The 16,556-nt window shown below is 64.5% G+C and carries 13 protein-coding genes and 1 pseudogene; 5 read left to right on the plus strand and 9 right to left on the minus strand.

Features of this window, described 5'->3' with window-relative positions; all coding sequences use genetic code 11:
* Positions 1-155, plus strand: a pseudogene (locus tag B9Y86_RS09530) (aquaporin); the annotation flags it as partial.
* 44 nt (positions 156-199) lie between these two features.
* Positions 200-1,717 carry a glycerol kinase GlpK gene (gene glpK / locus B9Y86_RS09535; protein ID WP_085485398.1) on the plus strand — a complete coding sequence of 506 codons (1,518 nt, stop codon included), beginning with the start codon at positions 200-202 and terminating at the stop codon, positions 1,715-1,717.
* A gap of 139 nt (positions 1,718-1,856) precedes the next feature.
* Here the strand turns inward: glpK and B9Y86_RS09540 are convergent, their stop codons facing one another.
* Positions 1,857-2,804 carry an aldose 1-epimerase family protein gene (locus B9Y86_RS09540; RefSeq protein WP_085485400.1) on the minus strand — a complete coding sequence of 316 codons (948 nt, stop codon included), beginning with the start codon at positions 2,802-2,804 and terminating at the stop codon, positions 1,857-1,859.
* 26 nt (positions 2,805-2,830) lie between these two features.
* The gene (locus tag B9Y86_RS09545; RefSeq protein ID WP_085485402.1) at positions 2,831-4,312 is read right to left on the minus strand and encodes an MFS transporter; all 1,482 of its coding nucleotides are present in this window, start codon (positions 4,310-4,312) and stop codon (positions 2,831-2,833) included.
* Positions 4,313-4,369: 57 nt separating this feature from the next.
* Between B9Y86_RS09545 and B9Y86_RS09550 the strand changes: the two genes are divergently transcribed.
* Positions 4,370-4,978: a TetR family transcriptional regulator gene (locus tag B9Y86_RS09550; protein ID WP_085485404.1), complete on the plus strand. Its 609-nt coding sequence runs from the start codon at positions 4,370-4,372 to the stop codon at positions 4,976-4,978.
* On the opposite strand, the gene prpB is transcribed toward B9Y86_RS09550, so the two are convergent.
* The 7 genes from prpB to B9Y86_RS09585 all read right to left on the minus strand — a co-directional run bounded on the left by prpB (position 4,941) and on the right by B9Y86_RS09585 (position 14,433).
* Positions 4,941-5,855 (minus strand): methylisocitrate lyase, encoded by a 915-nt coding sequence (prpB, locus tag B9Y86_RS09555; RefSeq protein ID WP_085485406.1) that lies wholly within the window; start codon positions 5,853-5,855, stop codon positions 4,941-4,943. The genes B9Y86_RS09550 and prpB overlap by 38 nt on opposite strands.
* On the minus strand, positions 5,855-7,372 hold the full coding sequence (locus tag B9Y86_RS09560; RefSeq protein WP_085485408.1) for an MmgE/PrpD family protein: 1,518 nt from the start codon (positions 7,370-7,372) through the stop codon (positions 5,855-5,857). The genes prpB and B9Y86_RS09560 overlap by 1 nt, the downstream gene beginning before the upstream one ends.
* Positions 7,373-7,425: 53 nt before the next feature.
* Positions 7,426-9,111, minus strand: a complete 1,686-nt coding sequence (locus B9Y86_RS09565; protein WP_085485410.1) for a glycoside hydrolase family 13 protein — start codon at positions 9,109-9,111, stop codon at positions 7,426-7,428.
* Entirely contained in the window at positions 9,111-10,010 is a 900-nt protein-coding gene (locus B9Y86_RS09570) for a carbohydrate ABC transporter permease (RefSeq protein WP_085485412.1), read from the minus strand. Before B9Y86_RS09570 ends, B9Y86_RS09565 begins: the two co-directional genes overlap by 1 nt.
* A complete protein-coding gene (locus B9Y86_RS09575) occupies positions 10,010-10,924 on the minus strand; it encodes a carbohydrate ABC transporter permease (protein WP_085485414.1) in 915 nt (304 codons plus the stop codon). Before B9Y86_RS09575 ends, B9Y86_RS09570 begins: the two co-directional genes overlap by 1 nt.
* Positions 10,921-12,165, minus strand: a complete 1,245-nt coding sequence (locus tag B9Y86_RS09580; RefSeq protein WP_244894701.1) for an ABC transporter substrate-binding protein — start codon at positions 12,163-12,165, stop codon at positions 10,921-10,923. The genes B9Y86_RS09575 and B9Y86_RS09580 overlap by 4 nt, the downstream gene beginning before the upstream one ends.
* 120 nt (positions 12,166-12,285) lie before the next feature.
* Positions 12,286-14,433, minus strand: a complete 2,148-nt coding sequence (locus B9Y86_RS09585) for an alpha-galactosidase (protein WP_085485418.1) — start codon at positions 14,431-14,433, stop codon at positions 12,286-12,288.
* Between the two features lie 106 nt (positions 14,434-14,539).
* On the opposite strand from B9Y86_RS09585, the gene B9Y86_RS09590 reads away from it, so the two are divergent.
* Together B9Y86_RS09590 and B9Y86_RS09595 are read left to right on the plus strand one after the other, a co-directional pair.
* Entirely contained in the window at positions 14,540-15,685 is a 1,146-nt protein-coding gene (locus B9Y86_RS09590) for an ROK family protein (RefSeq protein ID WP_085485420.1), read from the plus strand.
* A gap of 18 nt (positions 15,686-15,703) precedes the next feature.
* Complete coding sequence (locus tag B9Y86_RS09595) at positions 15,704-16,540, plus strand: carbon-nitrogen hydrolase family protein (protein WP_085485422.1); 837 nt, start codon at positions 15,704-15,706, stop codon at positions 16,538-16,540.
* Positions 16,541-16,556: the final 16 nt, after the last annotated feature.

The raw sequence follows: 16,556 nt of genomic DNA on the forward strand, positions 1-16,556 counted from the left end.
GTGACCTCGGTCCGCGTATCGCGCACGCCCTACTGCCGATCAAGGGCAAGGGCGGATCGGACTGGTCGTACTCCTGGATCCCGGTCTTCGGCCCCGTCGTCGGAGGCGTCATCGCCGGCCTCGCCGCCGGACCACTCCTCCCCATCCTCACCTGACCGGCATCCCGCCTCACTAGAACCACATAACGAAGGAGTTAGACATGAGCAAGTACGTCATTGCGATCGACCAGGGAACCACGAGTTCCCGCGCGATCATCTTCAACCACGAGGGCGGAATCGTCTCGACGGGCCAGAAGGAGCACGAGCAGATCTTCCCCAAAGCGGGCTGGGTCGAGCACAACCCCAAGGAGATCTGGGACAACGTTCGTGAGGTCATCGGTCAGGCCCTCTCGAAGGCGAACCTGACGCGTCACGACATCGTCGCGGTCGGCATCACCAACCAGCGCGAGACGGCCGTCGTGTGGGACAAGAACACCGGCGAGTCCGTCTACAACGCGATCGTCTGGCAGGACACCCGTACGCAGTCCATCGTCGATCGCCTCTCTGCCGATGGCGGCGGAGACCGCTTCAAGGACACGGTGGGTCTTCCGCTGTCGACGTACTTCGCCGGTACCAAGATCGTCTGGATCCTCGAGAACGTCGAGGGCGCCCGCGAACGCGCCGAGGCCGGCGACCTCATCTTCGGAACGACCGACACGTGGGTTCTCTGGAACCTGACCGGAGGCGTCAACGGGGGAGTGCACGCGACCGACGTCACGAACGCCAGCCGCACGCTGTTCCTCGATCTCAAGACTCTCGAGTGGGACGACGAGATCCTCAAGGCGTTCGACGTTCCCAAGTCGATGCTGCCCGAGGTTCGCTCCTCCTCCGAGGTCTACGGCACCGTCTCCGACTCGAGCCTGCTGCGCGAGGTTCCGGTGGCCGGAATCCTGGGTGACCAGCAGGCCGCCACGTTCGGCCAGGCGGCGTTCGACAAGGGCGAGGCGAAGAACACCTACGGCACCGGCAACTTCCTCATCTTCAACACCGGCACTGACATCGTCAAGAGCGAGAACGGCCTGCTCACCACCATCGGCTACAAGCTCGGCGACGGAGAAACCCACTACGCCCTCGAAGGCTCCATCGCGGTCACCGGCTCGCTCGTTCAGTGGCTGCGCGACAACCTCGGCATCATCCAGAGCGCTCCCGACATCGAGGTGCTCGCCAAGACGGTCGACGACAACGGTGGAGCCTATTTCGTACCCGCGTTCTCGGGTCTGTTCGCGCCGCATTGGCGATCGGATGCGCGTGGCGCCCTGGTCGGTCTCACCCGGTTTGTGAACAAGGGCCACATCGCCCGCGCGGCTCTCGAGTCGATCGCGTTCCAGACCCGCGAGGTTCTGGATGCGGTCAACGCCGACTCCGGCGTACCGCTGACCGAGCTGAAGGTCGACGGCGGCGCCACTGCCAATGACACCCTCTTGCAGTTCCAGGCCGACATTCTGAACGTTCCCGTGGTTCGCCCGGTCGTTGCGGAGACCACGGCGCTCGGCGCGGCCTACGCGGCTGGCCTGGCCGTCGGTTACTGGGATAACCTCGACGACCTGCGCAACAACTGGCAGGAAGACAAGCGCTGGACTCCGAACATGGACGACGCCGAGCGCGAGCGCTTGTACCGCAACTGGAAGAAGGCCGTCACGAAGACCCTCGACTGGGTCGACGAAGACGTAGCCGAGTAGTAAGCCACGCACCATACCGCGTCGCGCTGATCGAGTAGCGGCGAGGAACGAGTCGCGTATCGAGATCCCGAGATGAATCTCGATACGCCGGCCTCGTACCTCGGCTGGCTACTCGATCAGCGCGTGTGCGGTTTGTGCTTTATAGGGCGAAGATCGTCCAACTCGCGGTGTGCTCTTCGCCCGGGTCGAGGACGACCAGGTCGGTGCCCGTGTTGAAGGCGTCCGGAGGGCAGGTCATCGGTTCGACCGCCAACCCGAGCCGGTTGATCGATGGCTCTGGCTGGTCTGCTGTATGGATCTGCACCCACTGGCACTCCGTGCCCCACGTGATCGCGACGCCAGAGGCTCCGTCGTGCGTTGTGACACGCACCGTCGCGGCCCCGGCCTCGTCGCGTTCGAGTTCGGTGAAGGCATGGTCGATGAATGTCGAATCGATGGGCCGGGTCGCGACGAAATCGAAGGCGCCGTCGTCTTCGAGCTCCACATCGCCGAGATCGATCGGAATCAGTCGGTCGGGGGTGACCGTGAGGACGGCGCGGGCCGGTAGCTCGAGCGACCAGTCGTCGACCCGGCCGGGCCCCGCCACAAGATATGGATGCGGGCCCGTCCCATATGGGGCCGCATCGCGGCCCGTGTTGATGGCCCTGATGGTCGTTGTCAGACCGGAGGGCGAGAGTTCGTAACGCGCGGCGACGAGAACGCGGAACGGATATCCCGACTGTGCCTCGATCTGGAAAGCGAGTTCGACGAAGTCGTCGCCCTCGTCGACGAGCGTCCACTCCTGCCACGCCGCGAGACCGTGCAATGCGTGACCGCGGCGGGGCTCGGTGAGGGCGAGTTCGTACTCCGTGCCGCGGAACGTGTATCGACCGTCTACCACCCGGTTGGGCCACGGCGCGAGCACGGCACCGCGGAATGCCGGCCGAACCTCGTCAGCATCGAATGGAACGATGAGATCGCGCCCCCGATGGCGCAGGGTGCGCAGGCTGGCGCCGACTCCTGCGATGTCGGCCGAGTAGTCGCCCGAGGTGAGTGTGTAGGCAGCGCCGGCGAGAGGAACGTCGGAGAGGGTGGAGGCAGTGTTCATAGTGCCTCCACCGTAGCGGCAGAAGCTCAGCCCAGGTGAACCGCGTCGGACACGTTCATCAGCTCGTCTTTCGACGGACGCACGAGGAAGAACGAGATCGGCGCGGCGAGCAGAATGAGCGCCGCTGCCCACAGGAATGCCGTCGAATAGCCGTCAACGTACGCCTCGAACTCTGATGTCGCTGACGAAGGGTTCGTGGCCAGATATGCGGAGATCGCTGCGGTGTACAGCGCGGTGAACAGGGCCGTTCCTATCGATCCGCCGATCTGCTGGGTGGCCGAGACGGCAGCGCTGGCGACTCCCGCGTCGTGCTGGTCGATGCCAGAGAGTGCGACGTTCTGCAGGGGCACGAAGATGCATGCGAGACCGATACCGAGCAGGATGATTCCGGGGAGCACCTGAACCACGTAGTTGCCCTCGACGGTGATGAACGACAACCAGGTGAGGCCGGCGGCCGCCACGATCGGGCCGACGGTCATCGGCAGACGAACTCCGATCGTGGGTAGGAACCTCGACAGCACCGTGGCGCCGATCATGATCGTGAAGGTCATCGGAAGCGAGGCCAGGCCGGACTGAAGGGGGCTGTACAAGAGCACGACCTGGAAGTAGAAGGTGAGGAAGAGCAACCCGCCGAGCAGTGCGGCGCCCGTGAGAAGCGAGACGAGGAATGCGCCACCGCGGACGCGGTTGAGGATGACTCGGAGAGGTAACAGAGGGTTCGAAGCGCGAGACTCGACCCAGACGAATGCGGCGAGCAGAACGACGCCGAGGGCGAGGAACCCGATGGTCTCCCAGCGGCCCCATCCGTTCTCGGCCTGCGAGAAGCCGTACACCAGAGATGCGAGTCCTCCGACGATGAGCGCGGCGCCGGGAAGGTCGTAGCGCGTGTTGCCGTGCGCGCGGCTCTCTCGGATCAGAGGGATACCGGCCACGATCGCGACGACCGCGATGGGAACGTTCACCAGGAGGCACCAGCCCCAGCTCGCGTATTCGGTCAGCACGCCGCCGAGCAGCAGGCCGACAGCCGCGCCGCCGCCGCCTATCGCGCCGTAGACGGCGAAGGCCTTGATGCGGTCTTTGCCGTTGGGAAAGGTGATGGTGAGGATTGCGAGGGACGCCGGGGCCAGGAGCGCGGCGAACGCGCCCTGCAGACCTCGCGCGATCAAGAGCTGCTCGGTCGTCGCGGCGATTCCACCGATGCCCGACGCGATGGCGAAGCCGACCATGCCCAGCATGAATGACCGCTTCCGACCCCAGTAGTCGGCGATCCGGCCGCCGAGCAGCAGGAGTGAGCCGAACGCGAGCACGTAGATCGTGACGACCCAAGTTCTGTCGCCGTCACTCATGCCGAGCTCGATCTGAGCTTCACGCAAGGCGATGTTCACGATCGTTCCGTCGAGCACCACCATGAGCTGGGCGAGTGCAAGAACGGCGAGCAGCCACCACCGTCGGGGATGTGCGGCGTGATCGTGGACGGCCTCGATCGAGGCGGTGGAGGGGGACGTCATAGAGAAGCGGGATCCTATTCGTACGAACTAGTTGGTTGGCTTAGCTATGCTATACCCATGAGGAGTGACGGTGAGGCGACCAGGCAGCGAATTCTGGATGCCGCGCGCACCGAATTCGCCGACTTCGGTCTGGCGGGGGCTCGGGTGGATCGTATCGCTGCGAACGCGAGCGCGAGCAAGGAGCGGCTGTACGCCTATTTCGGAGACAAGCAGGCACTCTTTCAGGTCGTGCTTCACCTGAATCAGTGCGAGGTCGCCGAGGCGAACCCGATCAATGTCGATGACCTACCAGGCTTCGTGGGGCGGGTCTTCGACCACACGATCTCGCACCCCGAGCACATACGCATGTTGCATTGGGCTCGACTCGAGGGGGTGCCGGCCTCACTCTCCGACGACGACAGGTCCCGGCTCTTCCCCGAGCGACAGATTATTCTGGATGCTCAGTCCAGGGGAGATCTCGACGACGAGTGGGATCCGGAAGACCTGATCACAATGCTGTTCGGTCTCGCCTTCGCCTGGGCGAGCGCGCCGAGCGCCTTCGCCGGTCCCAGCGACGCACAGAATCCAGCCGCGATCGCGAGCCGTCGCAGATCAGCCGTTCGCGCTGCCCAGAAGCTGGTGCGACCCGCTACTGGGCTCCGAAGTGACGATCGAGGGAGAAGTTGAACACGCCGGAATCGAAGGTGTTGTAGGCCTCGTAATCGAGTACCTCGTAGAGGCGAGCGCGCGTTTGCATCTCGGGCAGCAGCGAGGTGAGCGAGCCCTCACGGGTGATCGTGTCGAGGCCCCTCTCAGCGGCGCCCATGGCGAGTCGCAACAACGACACCGGGAAGATGACGAGATTGAGCCCGACGTCGGCGAGCTGTCTCGTGGTGAACAGCTCGCTCTTGCCGAACTCCGTCATATTGGCGAGGATCGGCACATCGACGGCGGCTCGCACGGCGGCGAACTCCTCGAGCGAGGCCATGGCCTCAGGGAAGATCGCGTCGGCGCCGGCATCGACCAGAGCCTTGGCGCGGTCGACCGCGGCCTGCAGTCCGTCGACACCACGGGCATCCGTTCGGGCCATGATGAGGAAGTTCGGATCGCGCCGAGCCTCTACGGCGGCCTTGATGCGCTTGAGAGCTGTGTCGAGGTCGACGACCTGCTTGCCGTCGAGGTGGCCGCAGCGCTTAGGGTTGACCTGATCCTCGAGGTGCATTCCCGCCACGCCCGCGTCTTCGAGCGTCTGGATCGTGCGGGCGACGTTCATCGGTTCGCCGAACCCGGTGTCGGCGTCGACGATCGATGGCAGATCGGTCATGCGAGCGATCTGCTGTGAGCGGCCGGCCACCTCGGTGAGGGTTGTGAGGCCGATGTCGGGCAGACCGAGGTCGGCCGACAAGACGGCGCCGGAGATGTAGACCCCGTGCATGCCCTTCTGCTGGATGAGTTTTGCGGAGAGGGGGTTGAACGCACCAGGGAAGAGCTGGAGTTCGCCGCTTGCCAGGCCCGCACGCAGCGCGATGCGCTTGTCGGCCGCGGTCGTCGGGGCGTACAGCATCAGAAGAGTCCCTTCGGCGTGGCGACGCCGTCGAAGAGCCCGGGGCGCGCCGTGATGGTGAGGCCCGCGAGCTCGTCGGCGCGGAGTTCGGGAAGACGGGCGGCGACAGAGAGAAAACGCTCTATCTCGGTCTGCTCGAGCACTCCCTCAGCGAGAGTGCGGAACTTGGCGACATATTGCTCACGGGCGAACGGTCGAGCGCCCAGCGGGTGGGCATCGGCGACGGCGATCTGGTCGCTGATCAGGGTGCCGTCGGTGAGAAGGATCTCGACGCGACCGCCGAACGCCTTCTCCTGCGGATCGATCGAGTGGTACCGCCTCGTCCACTCGGAGTCCTCGACGGTGCGCACGCTGTTCCACAGCCGCACGGTGTCTGCGCGGCCCGCGCGCTCGGGTGCGTAGGAGTCGACGTGATGCCACGAGCCGTCTTGCAGCGCTACCGTGAAGATGTAGGGGATCGAGTGGTCGAGTGTCTCCCTCGACGCGGTGGGGTCGTATTTCTGGGGGTCGCCGGCGCCGGAACCGATCACGAAGTGCGTGTGATGGCTCGTGTGGATCGTGATGCTGCCGATGTTCTCCGGGTGCTCCACGAGAACCGGATACTCGTTGTGCAGTTTGCGTGCCAGGTCGATCCAGGCCTGTGCCTGGTACTCGGCCGAGTGCTCCTTCGTATACGTGTCGAGGATGCCCCGTTTCGACTCGCCGGCGGTCGGAAGAGGGACCTCGTAGGCGGCCTCCGGACCGTCGAGCAGCCAGGCGATGACGCCGTCTTCGCCCTCGTAGATGGGTGTGGGACTGGTCTCGCCGCGCATGGCTCTGTCGACGGCCTCGACGGCCATCTTGCCGGCGAACGCTGGCGCGTGCGCCTTCCACGACGAGATCTCGCCCTTGCGGGACTGCCGAGTAGCGGTGGTCGTGTGCAGCGCTTGACCGACGGCTTGGAAGATCGTTTCGACATCGAGCCCGAGGAGGGTGCCGATTCCGGCGGCTGCGGAAGGCCCGAGATGGGCGACATGATCGATCTTGTGCGCGTGGAGGCTGATCGCCTTCACAAGATCGACCTGGATCTCGTAGCCGGTGGCGATACCGCGGACCAGCTCCGCGCCTGTGCGACCCGCGTGCTGCGCTACCGCGAGGATCGGCGGGATATTGTCGCCGGGATGCGAGTACTCTGCCGCGAGAAAAGTGTCGTGAAAGTCGAGCTCGCGAACGGCGACGCCGTTGGCCCAGGCCGCCCACTCGGGCGAGAACCGCGCATCCGATGCCAAGCCGAACACCGTCGACCCGGGGGAATAGGGGTGCCGCTCGGCCTGCGATCGCGCCGAGACGACCGGCCTTCTCGTCAACGACGCTGCAGCGACCGAAGCGTTGTCGATGACCCGGTTGATGATCATCTCGGTGACATCGGCGTCGACCGCCACGGGGTCTGCGGCCACCTCGGCGATCGCGTGAGCAAGCTGGTCGGCTCGCTCCAGCGAGTCGGAACTGGGGTGGACGCGGACGGAGTGGAGCTTCACGGGTGCGATGTCCTTTCGACGAATCGGCGCGGCTAGACGGCGCCAAGTCCAGGCTAGGCCACGGGTTCGGCGCCCGCCCGCTCCGAGCGGCGATACACCCGCGCCTCCCACGGCTCGAGAACAGCCTCGTGCCACTCCGGATAGTTGCCGATGAGTCGCGTGCCTGGGTCGTCGGCGAGGCCCTCGGGCAGCCGAAGCCGCTCGTTCGACCAGTTGCCGAGCACGAGCAGACGATCGCCGCCGAGCGTGCGGGTGAAGGCGTAGAGAGCCGGATGTTCCGGCTCGAGCAGGGCGAATTCGCCCAGTGCCACGACGGGCAGCTCGTGCCGCACCCCGATCAGGCGCCGGTAGAAGTCGAAGATCGATCGGTCACCGGCCGCCCGGTCTGTCTGCACATTGATGGTCGAGGCGTTGCTGTTGACGTGGATCCACGGCTCTGCCGTGGTGAATCCGGCGTGCGGCCCCGGTGTCCATTGCACCGGTGTGCGTGCGTTGTCGCGACTGCGGAACGCCATCTGCTCGAGAACGGTCGCAGGCTCTGCTCCCGCACCGACGACCTCCGCGAAGTGGTTGAGGCTCTCGATGTCTTTGTACTGTTCGATCGACTCGAAGTTCGCGTTGGTCATGCCGATCTCGTCACCCTGGTAGATGTAGGGCGTTCCTCGGTGCAGGTGCAGGATCGTCGCGAGCAGGGTGGCGGATTCGTAGCGGTAGCGTCGGTCGTCACCGAACCGCGAGACCGAGCGCGGCTGATCGTGGTTGCCGAAATAGAGGCTGTTCCACCCCGACGAGGCGAGCCCCGTCTGCCATCTGGCCAATGACGTCTTGAGAGCCACCAGGTCGAAGGGGAGGTTGTCGAACTTTCCGGCGTCGCTGTGGTCGAGCCCGACGTGCTCGAACTGGAAGACCATATCCAGCTCATTCCGTTCGGCTCCCGTGAAGAGGGCCGCATCCTCGACCGTGACTCCGGGCATCTCGCCCACGGTGATCAACTCGGTGTCCCTGCCCGCAAAGACCTCGCGATGCATCTCCTGCAGATAGTCGTGGATCTGGGCCCCCATGCTCGGATGCACGCTTTCGCCGACCAGCTCCGACTCCGTCTTGGCGATGAAGTTGATGACGTCCATCCTGAAGCCGTCGACCCCGCGATCGAGCCAGCGGTTCATCATGGCGAAGACGGCACCACGCACCTCGGGATTCTGCCAGTTGAGGTCGGGCTGTTTCGCCGCGAACAGATGCAGGTAATACTGACCCGTGGTGGTGTCGAGACTCCAGGCCGGCCCGCTGAATGCGCTGGTCCAGCCGTTGGGCTCATGCGCATCCACCGGGTCGCGCCAGATGTACCAGTCGCGTTTCGGGTTGTCTCTCGAGGATCGCGATTCGACGAACCACGGGTGCTCGTCGCTGGTGTGGTTGACCACCAGATCCATGACGAGCTTCATGCCGCGCTCATGCACCTCGGCGAGCAACTGATCGAACTCGGCAAGAGTGCCGAACAGGGGGTCGATGTCCTCGTAGTCACTGATGTCATAGCCGTTGTCGGCCTGCGGGGAACGATAGATCGGAGAGAGCCAGATCACATCGACGCCCAACTCGGCGAGGTGATCGAGCTTCGCGCGGATGCCTCCCAGATCGCCGATGCCGTCGCCATTCGAGTCGGCGAAGCTGCGCGGATAGATCTGGTAGACCACCGCCCGTGTCCACCATGCGGGAGTTTCCGTCGCGAGTTCAGTCGTCATCACTTGACCGATCCTCTCATCACCCCGGAGACGACCCACTTCTGCGCGATGACGTAGACGATCAGGAGAGGCGCGAGTGCCATCAGGTACGAGGCGAAGGCGACCGTGTAGTTCGTGTTGAACTGCCCCTGGAAAATGAACTGCGCCAGCGGAAGCGTCTGTGCGGAGGGATCCGAGAGCACCACAAGCGGCAGGAGGAAATCGTTCCATGCCCAGACGCAGGTCAGGATGCCCACGGTTGCGTTCATCGGGGCGAGCAACGGGAACACGACCTTCCAGAAAACGCCCCAGGTACTGGCACCGTCCATGCGTGCCGCTTCCTCCAACTCGATAGGGATCGACTGGATGTATGCGACGAAGATGAAGATGTTGAACGACAGCCCGTAGACCGTGTACAGCAGGATCAGGCCGACGGGTGTATCCAGTCCGAGCAGCGCGGTCTCTTTCACCACGGGAAGCATGATGATCGGAAACGGTACGAAGATCGCCGCGAGGAAGTAGAAGTACAGCCCCCTGAAGAACTTCTTGTGCATGTTGCGGGCGATCGCGTAGGCCACGAGGGAGTTGGTCAGCAGGGTCAACACGACCGCTCCCACCGTGATGAGCGCCGTGTTCAGGAGCGCCCGAGGAAAGTTCGTCAGCTGGTAGGCATCGGAGAAGTTCTCCCAGCGCACGCTGGTGGGCCACTCGAATCCCGTTCCCCCGAGCTGGTCAGGAGTCTTGAGAGCCGTGATGATCGTGAAGTAGAGCGGAATGAGCACGGTCAGCGAGCAGACCGCGATCAGGGCGGTCACCCACCAATTCGTTCCGCCGTTGACGCTGCTGCGTCGACGACGCCGGCGGGGGCTTGGAGCGGGTACGGTGCGAAGGGCTTCGGTGCCCTGTAGTGCTGCGGACATCAGTAGCTCGCCTCCCTGCGCTGGAGGAAGCGCAGTTGGATGAATGACACGAGGATGATGACGAAGAGGTACACGACCGCGTTCGCCATCTGGTAGCCGTATTCGCCACCCTGGAAACCGCCGCGGTAGATCACCATGGCGATGGATTCGGTGCTCGTTCCCGGGCCGCCGTTCGTGAGGGCGACGATCTGATCGAAGACCTGCAGGAACGACTTGAACGACAGCACCATGTTGATGGTGAAGTAGGCGCCGATGAGCGGGAAGGTCAGCGACCAGAACCGGCGCCAGGCCGATGCTCCGTCGATGCCCGCGGCCTCGTAGATCTCGCCGGGGATGGTCTGCAGCCCCGCGAGGTAGAGGATCACGTTGAAAGCGGCCGCCTGCCAGACCGTCGTGATGACGATTCCGATCCAGGCGAAGTTCGGGTCGGCCAGGATGTTGCCCGACAGTCCCGTTATGCCGAGGCTCTCGAAGATGGCCGGGAACGAGTTGGCGAACAGATAGTTGAACACGTAGCCGATGATCAGGATGGCGAGGACATAAGGAATGAAGAACACCCCCCGGAACGCCGTCTTGAACTTGATCCGGGCGTTCAGGCCGAGGGCGATCGCCAAGGCGATCACGTTGACGAGCACGGTCGAGACGATCGCGAAGCCGAACGTGAATCCATAGGAGTTCAGCACCCGGTCGTCAAGAAAGAGATTGACGTAGTTCGACAGCCCGACCAGATCCCACGTGCCGTAGCCGGCGTAGTTCGTGAGGCTGAAGAACATGCCTGTCAGCACGGGGATCGTGTGCAGTCCGAAGAAGATCACGACGGCGGGAACGACCATCCAGAAGAAGGCTCTGGGGGTGCGTCCGGTGCGGCGGGGCGTGGCCGTCCGGCGGGGGGTGGATGCGACGGGCGCGGTCATGACTTTCCCTTTCGCGCGGTCGCAGTGCGGGCCGCGACCTTGCTCCACTCGGAGTCCAGATCAGACAGGAATGCGTCGGCATCACCCGTGAGAACCAGGCTCTGCAACATGTTCACCAGCGGGATCGATGCAGGAATCTGGTGATCGATGAATCCGATGATGCGGCCGTCGCTGAAGTACGGCTCGAGGCCCGCGAGCGCAGGGTCGGAGTTCGGCACGGCGTTCTTCAGGGGCGAGAACGTGCTCTGCGCCTCAGAGTAGGACTGCACGACCTCGGGAGACATGAGGTAGTCCACGAAGCGTTGAGCTTCTGCTCGGTGCGGGGTGTCCCTGCCGATCGAGAGGCCCACGTCGACTCCCGAGACAACGACGCGGGAGTCGGGGTCGTTGGTGACGGGGTACGGGAACGAGGCGATCTGGGCATCCGGATTCGTGGTTCTGATGGCCGGGATCGCATAGGAGCCCTGCAGATACATTGCGGACTCGCCGTCGCCGAATGCCTTGTTGCCCGCGTTGTAGTCGCGGCTGGCGAAGTCGTCCTGGCAGAAGCTGTAGAGCTCCACCTCCTTCTTCGCCGCGTCGTGGAAGTCTTTCGAGAACGACACGGTGTCGAGGTCGGATCCTTCGGAACGCAGATTGTCGAAGAAGCCGTCGGGCATCAGCGTTCCGCCCAGGTTGACGAAGGCTGGAGCGGCTGTCCAAGCGTCTTTCATCGTGCAATAGAACGGCGAGATGCCGTTGTCTTTGAACGTCTGCGCGGCAGCGAGCAGCTCGTCCCAGGTCGTGGGAACGTCGACGCCGTTCTCGGCGAAGATCTGCGGGTTGTACAGGATGCCCGAGGCATTGCTGGCGAAGGGGAGCGCGTTTATCTCGGCGCCCTGGCCCTGGTCGCAGCTGCCGAGATCCTGAACGATCTTCTGCACGGCGGGGTTCACGGTGGCGGCCGGAGCCTCGTCGCTCAGATCGGCGAAGACGCAGGCCCGAGCCAGCTCGGCGAAGTTGCCGCTCACATTCAGGGTGAGCACATCGGGCACCTTGTTCTTGACCAGAAGCGTGCGAATCGCGGTGTCGGGATCGGGAACCGAGTTCTGCACCACGCGGATGTCAGGGTTCTTGGCTTCGAAGTCGTCGATGAGCGACGCGAACTCCTTGACCGCCTCGGGCTTGAACTGGAAGAAGTCGAGGGTGACGACCTTGTCGTCGCCGCTCGAGCATGCAACCAGGGCCGAACTCGCGATCACGAGCCCGATTCCCGCGGCAAGTGCCCGTCGTATCTGGCGTCCGTTCCGCCTTGCGGAACGGACTTGGGGTGGTTGAAACACGAAAACGCCTCCTTGCGTCGTGCGGAACGCGGTCTGGGGTCAGATCGCGACGATGTCGATCAGCCGGAGCTGTTCGGGAAAGAGAACGGGCGCCTGGATGCCCATGGTGCGAAGTGCCCGGCCTGTCAGGTGCACGGGGTGCTCCGTCCAGGCCAGCGGTGATTGTCCTGGGCCCTCGAGTGGCGTCGTCGGCGAGGCCAGCGATACCCGGTACACCCGATCGTCGTCGAGCGCAGGAAAGGTGATCGCGCCCGGCGGGTAGCTCGTGCTGGTTGTCACCTGCGTGTAGGCGAAGAGGGCCTGTTCTCGGTCGTGTGAGACGACGCCGCGCAGGTCTGCCGACTCGTCGGGCAGATCAGCGTAGACCGCGCGCCCCCTGTGGGACAGCTCGCGAATGCGCTTGTGGGCGTCGACCCACGCTGCGAGCTCATCGAGTTCCGCATCGTCGAGTCGGGAGATGTCCCACTCGATGCCGAAATGACCGGGGAGTGCCACGCCGGCGCGCAGCGCCAGCTCGTGCCGTCGCCCGGTCGAGTGCGACCACGGGCCGCCGATATGGGCTCCCATGAGCTCATAGGGAACGACGATGTTGGTGTACTTCTGAATCGTCAGGCGTTCGATCGGATCGATGCAGTCGCTCGTCCAGATACGGTCGGTGTGGGAGAGGATACCCAGGTCGACCCTGGCGCCTCCCGACGCGCAGCTCTCGATCTCGAGCTCAGGATGCCGAGCCTTCAGCTCATCGAGGAGCCTGTAGAGGGCGAGAACGTTGTTGTGCACTGCGGCTCTTGCAGTGGCGGAACTCCCCGCCTCGAGCAGATCGCGATTGTGGTCCCATTTGAGGTAGGCGATGTCGTACGCACGAAGAAGCGCGTCGAGCCGCTCGAGCAAGTACTCGTAGACGGCGCCGTTCGAGAGGTCGAGCACCTGCTGCTGACGGCCCTCGAGCGGCAGATGACCACCTGCCTGCAGGATCCAGTCGGGGTGAGCGCGGGCGAGCTCAGAATCGGCGTTGACCATCTCGGGCTCTACCCACAGACCGAACTGCATGCCGAGTGCGGTGACATGGTCGACGATCGGGGTGAGCCCACGGGGCCACATGTCGTCGTCGACGAACCAGTCGCCGAGCCCGGCTGTGTCGTCGCGTCTGCCGCGGAACCAGCCGTCGTCGAGAACAAAGCGTTCCACTCCCACCCGGGCGCCTGCATCGGCAAGCCGTGTCAGTCGCTCGAGGTCATGGTCGAAGTACACGGCTTCCCAGGTGTTGAGGGTCACCGGCCGCGACGATGCAGGATGATTCGGCCGCGCTCGCACCGATTCGTGGAACCGGGCCGAGACCGCCGTGAGACCGTCGCCCCACGAGCCCATCGCATCCGGGGTCGTGTACCTGTCGCCGGGGCCGAGAATCAGCTCGCCCGGCGCCAGCAATTCGCCCGCCTGCAGGAGCCCATGCGCGGCAACCGTTCGTTCCGCCGCCACGCGCTGGTTACCGCTCCAGGCGAGGTGCACTGCGTGCACGAGGCCCTGTTCGAAACCGAACCCAGGTGTGCCGGCGGCGAGGAACAGGGTGGAGTCTGCTCCAGGACGGCCGCGACGACTGTCTCGAACGTGTCGCCCGGTGGTGAATCCGTGTCGCTGGGGCGAGCGCTCGCGGAGGTGGCGACCCGTCGTATCGAGCAACTCACGAGCGGACTGCGGCACAGGGAAGGTCGCGAGCAACTGCTGCAGTTCGTAGTCCGTCGTTCCGATATTGGTGAGGGTGTGCTGCTGGTGCAGCAGGCCCGCATCGTCGAGTGTCAGGGTCGTCTGGAGTTCGAGCTGAGCGTGCTCGTCGACGGAGCGGAGCCTCACAGAGGCCGTGTTGACATCCTCTGCGGTGCTGCCCTGCGCTTCCGCAAGGCCGAAGGAGGGGGAGAAGTCCTGCCCGCTGCGCGAACCGACGAGGCCAGGCTCGTTCTGCCACCCTGCTGACTCGAGAGGAACGAGCGTGAGTCGAGATGGATTGTCGAGTCCTCCGGAAACCCGCTGGGGGCGAGCCGCGATGGAGATGTCGGAGAGCTGCGATTCGCTGAGTTCGCCGAGGTCTTCCCCCCAGTGGATGATCGCCGGGAACCCCGGAGCCGCGAGGTCGATGACGACGCTCGTCCCGGCTGATCTGAGGTGAATGTTCCCATTGCGGCTCTGCATGGATAATTTCTATCGCGAAACTAATTACTCTGTCAACTCTTGGTTTCCAGCACGAAATGCGTGTTTCACTCGCTAAACAACACTCGTTAGTTGATAATCGAAACAAATGTCTGACACTTTTCGTGACACCGTCACCCGCGATCCCGGGCGTGAACTCGCCCGTGAGGTCTTGATTCATGGGCCGATCGCCCGCGGAGAGCTGGGGCGCAGACTGGGGCTGTCTCCTGCGAGCCTGACTCGTCTGAGTCGTCCGTTCCTCGACCACGGCATCCTCGTCGAGGCTCAGGAGAGGCAGGACGGCGTCGTCGGCAGGCCGGTCAAGCCGCTCGACGTTCGCGTCGATGCGCAACGGATGCTCGGGGTCAAGATCACCGGGGAGCGCGTGTTCGGCGTGGTGACCGATCTGCGCGCCACCGTCGGGGTGTCGGCTGCAGCGCCGTTGGCCGCACACGGTGTCGACGACGTACTCGACAGCATTCAGCAGGTGATGGATGCGCTGGATGCCCATGACGTGGCGGCGATCGGGGCGAGTGTCGGCGGAAAAGTCACCGGCTCATCTCTCGTCGTTCGGGCTCCCTTTCTCGACTGGCACGACATCGATCTCGGTACCGCCATCGAGGATCGTTTCGGCAGGCCCGCGACCGTCGAGAATGACGTCGTCGCCCTCACCGCCGCCGAGCAGTGGTTCGGTCACGCTCGAGGCATAGACAACTTCTCCGTGGTCACCATCGGCGCGGGCGTCGGCTATGGGCTCGTCGTGCACGGACGTCAGGTGATCTCGTCGGATACAGGCCTCGGCCTCGGTGGGCATTTTCCGCTCGACCCCACCGGACCGCTCTGCGCCGATGGCCATCGCGGATGCTCCTCGGCGATGCTGTCTATCCCGAGCATGTGCGCCAGCGCCGGCGTCGGACTCGGGCGTGCGGTCGACTACGACGAGCTTCTCGCGCTCGCGGCCGAGGGCAATGCCGTGGCTCGCCAGGTCGTCGACACCTCCGGCCGTGCTCTGGGGCGGCTCATTGCTGCCAGCGCCAACCTGGCCATGGTCGAGACAGTTGTGCTGTCGGGCGAGGGGATCGGGCTGCTCGACGTGGCAGAAGACGCGGTGCGTGCCGCGGTGCAGGCCGATCGCGATCCCGACGCGCTCCCCGTGGACATCAGGCCGACCGACTCCGACTTCACCGCGTGGGCCCGAGGCGCCGCTGCGGTCGCGATTCAATCGGGCTTCGGCCTCATTCCGAGCGCTGCATAGCTTCGCTAGGGTGAGGGCATGATCTCCCCGTCTCAGCAGGTTTCGGCAGCGGGCGATGGCCTTGGCGTCGCCGTCGCGCAGTTCGCTCCGGGCGCTGATACGGCAGAGAATCTCGCTACGATCACCCGGCTGGCCGAGCGGGCGGTCTCGCGCGGCGCATCCCTCGTCGTCTTTCCCGAATACTCGTCGTATTTCTCAGAGCCGTTCGGTGAGGGTTTTCTCGACAATGCCGAGCCGATCGATGGAGAGTTCGTCACACGGCTGGCGGACGTGTCTCACAGGCTGCAGATCCACATCGTCGCGGGCATGATCGAGACGGCGGCTCGACACGATCGATTCTCCAACACGGTCGTCGCCGTCTCGCCCCAGGGCGCGGTCGTAGCCGCGTATCGCAAGCTGCATCTCTACGATGCTTTCGGTTCGCGCGAGAGCGACTTCGTAGAACCCGGCAGCATCGCCGCTCCCGAGACATTCGAGGTCGGCGACTTCACCGTCGGTCTGCAGACCTGCTACGACATCCGCTTTCCCGAGATGACCCGACGGCTGGTCGATGCGGGTGCCGATCTCGTTCTCGTTCCCGCGGAGTGGGTGAGGGGCGTGCTGAAGGAGCACCACTGGCGCACCCTCGTCACCGCACGGGCACTCGAGAACACCATCTACGTCGCCGCTGCTGATCACACTCCGCCCGTCGGTGTCGGGGCCAGTCTTGTCGTCGATCCGATGGGTGTGGCGGTTGCCTCGCTCGCTGAGAATGAGGACGTCGCCGTGGCGTGGATCACCCGGACTCGGGTCGACGATGTTCGACTCGTCAATCCGGCGCTAGCCCTGCGACGCTTCGGCATCCACGAACTCTAGAGGCGCGCACTCGCGG

It is taken from the genome of Agreia pratensis, from assembly GCF_900177685.1.
GTDB classification, from domain to species: Bacteria; Actinomycetota; Actinomycetes; order Actinomycetales; family Microbacteriaceae; genus Agreia; species Agreia pratensis.

Bases quoted from the DNA above. Each gene is read 5' to 3' on its own strand.
- glpK (WP_085485398.1), top strand. From the start codon at position 200: ATGAGCAAGTACGTCATTGCGATCGACCAGGGAACCACGAGTTCCCGC.
- B9Y86_RS09540 (WP_085485400.1), bottom strand. From the start codon at position 2,804: ATGAACACTGCCTCCACCCTCTCCGACGTTCCTCTCGCCGGCGCTGCC.
- B9Y86_RS09545 (WP_085485402.1), bottom strand. From the start codon at position 4,312: ATGACGTCCCCCTCCACCGCCTCGATCGAGGCCGTCCACGATCACGCC.
- B9Y86_RS09550 (WP_085485404.1), top strand. From the start codon at position 4,370: ATGAGGAGTGACGGTGAGGCGACCAGGCAGCGAATTCTGGATGCCGCG.
- prpB (WP_085485406.1), bottom strand. From the start codon at position 5,855: ATGCTGTACGCCCCGACGACCGCGGCCGACAAGCGCATCGCGCTGCGT.
- B9Y86_RS09565 (WP_085485410.1), bottom strand. From the start codon at position 9,111: ATGACGACTGAACTCGCGACGGAAACTCCCGCATGGTGGACACGGGCG.
- B9Y86_RS09570 (WP_085485412.1), bottom strand. From the start codon at position 10,010: ATGTCCGCAGCACTACAGGGCACCGAAGCCCTTCGCACCGTACCCGCT.
- B9Y86_RS09575 (WP_085485414.1), bottom strand. From the start codon at position 10,924: ATGACCGCGCCCGTCGCATCCACCCCCCGCCGGACGGCCACGCCCCGC.
- B9Y86_RS09585 (WP_085485418.1), bottom strand. From the start codon at position 14,433: ATGCAGAGCCGCAATGGGAACATTCACCTCAGATCAGCCGGGACGAGC.
- B9Y86_RS09590 (WP_085485420.1), top strand. From the start codon at position 14,540: ATGTCTGACACTTTTCGTGACACCGTCACCCGCGATCCCGGGCGTGAA.
- B9Y86_RS09595 (WP_085485422.1), top strand. From the start codon at position 15,704: ATGATCTCCCCGTCTCAGCAGGTTTCGGCAGCGGGCGATGGCCTTGGC.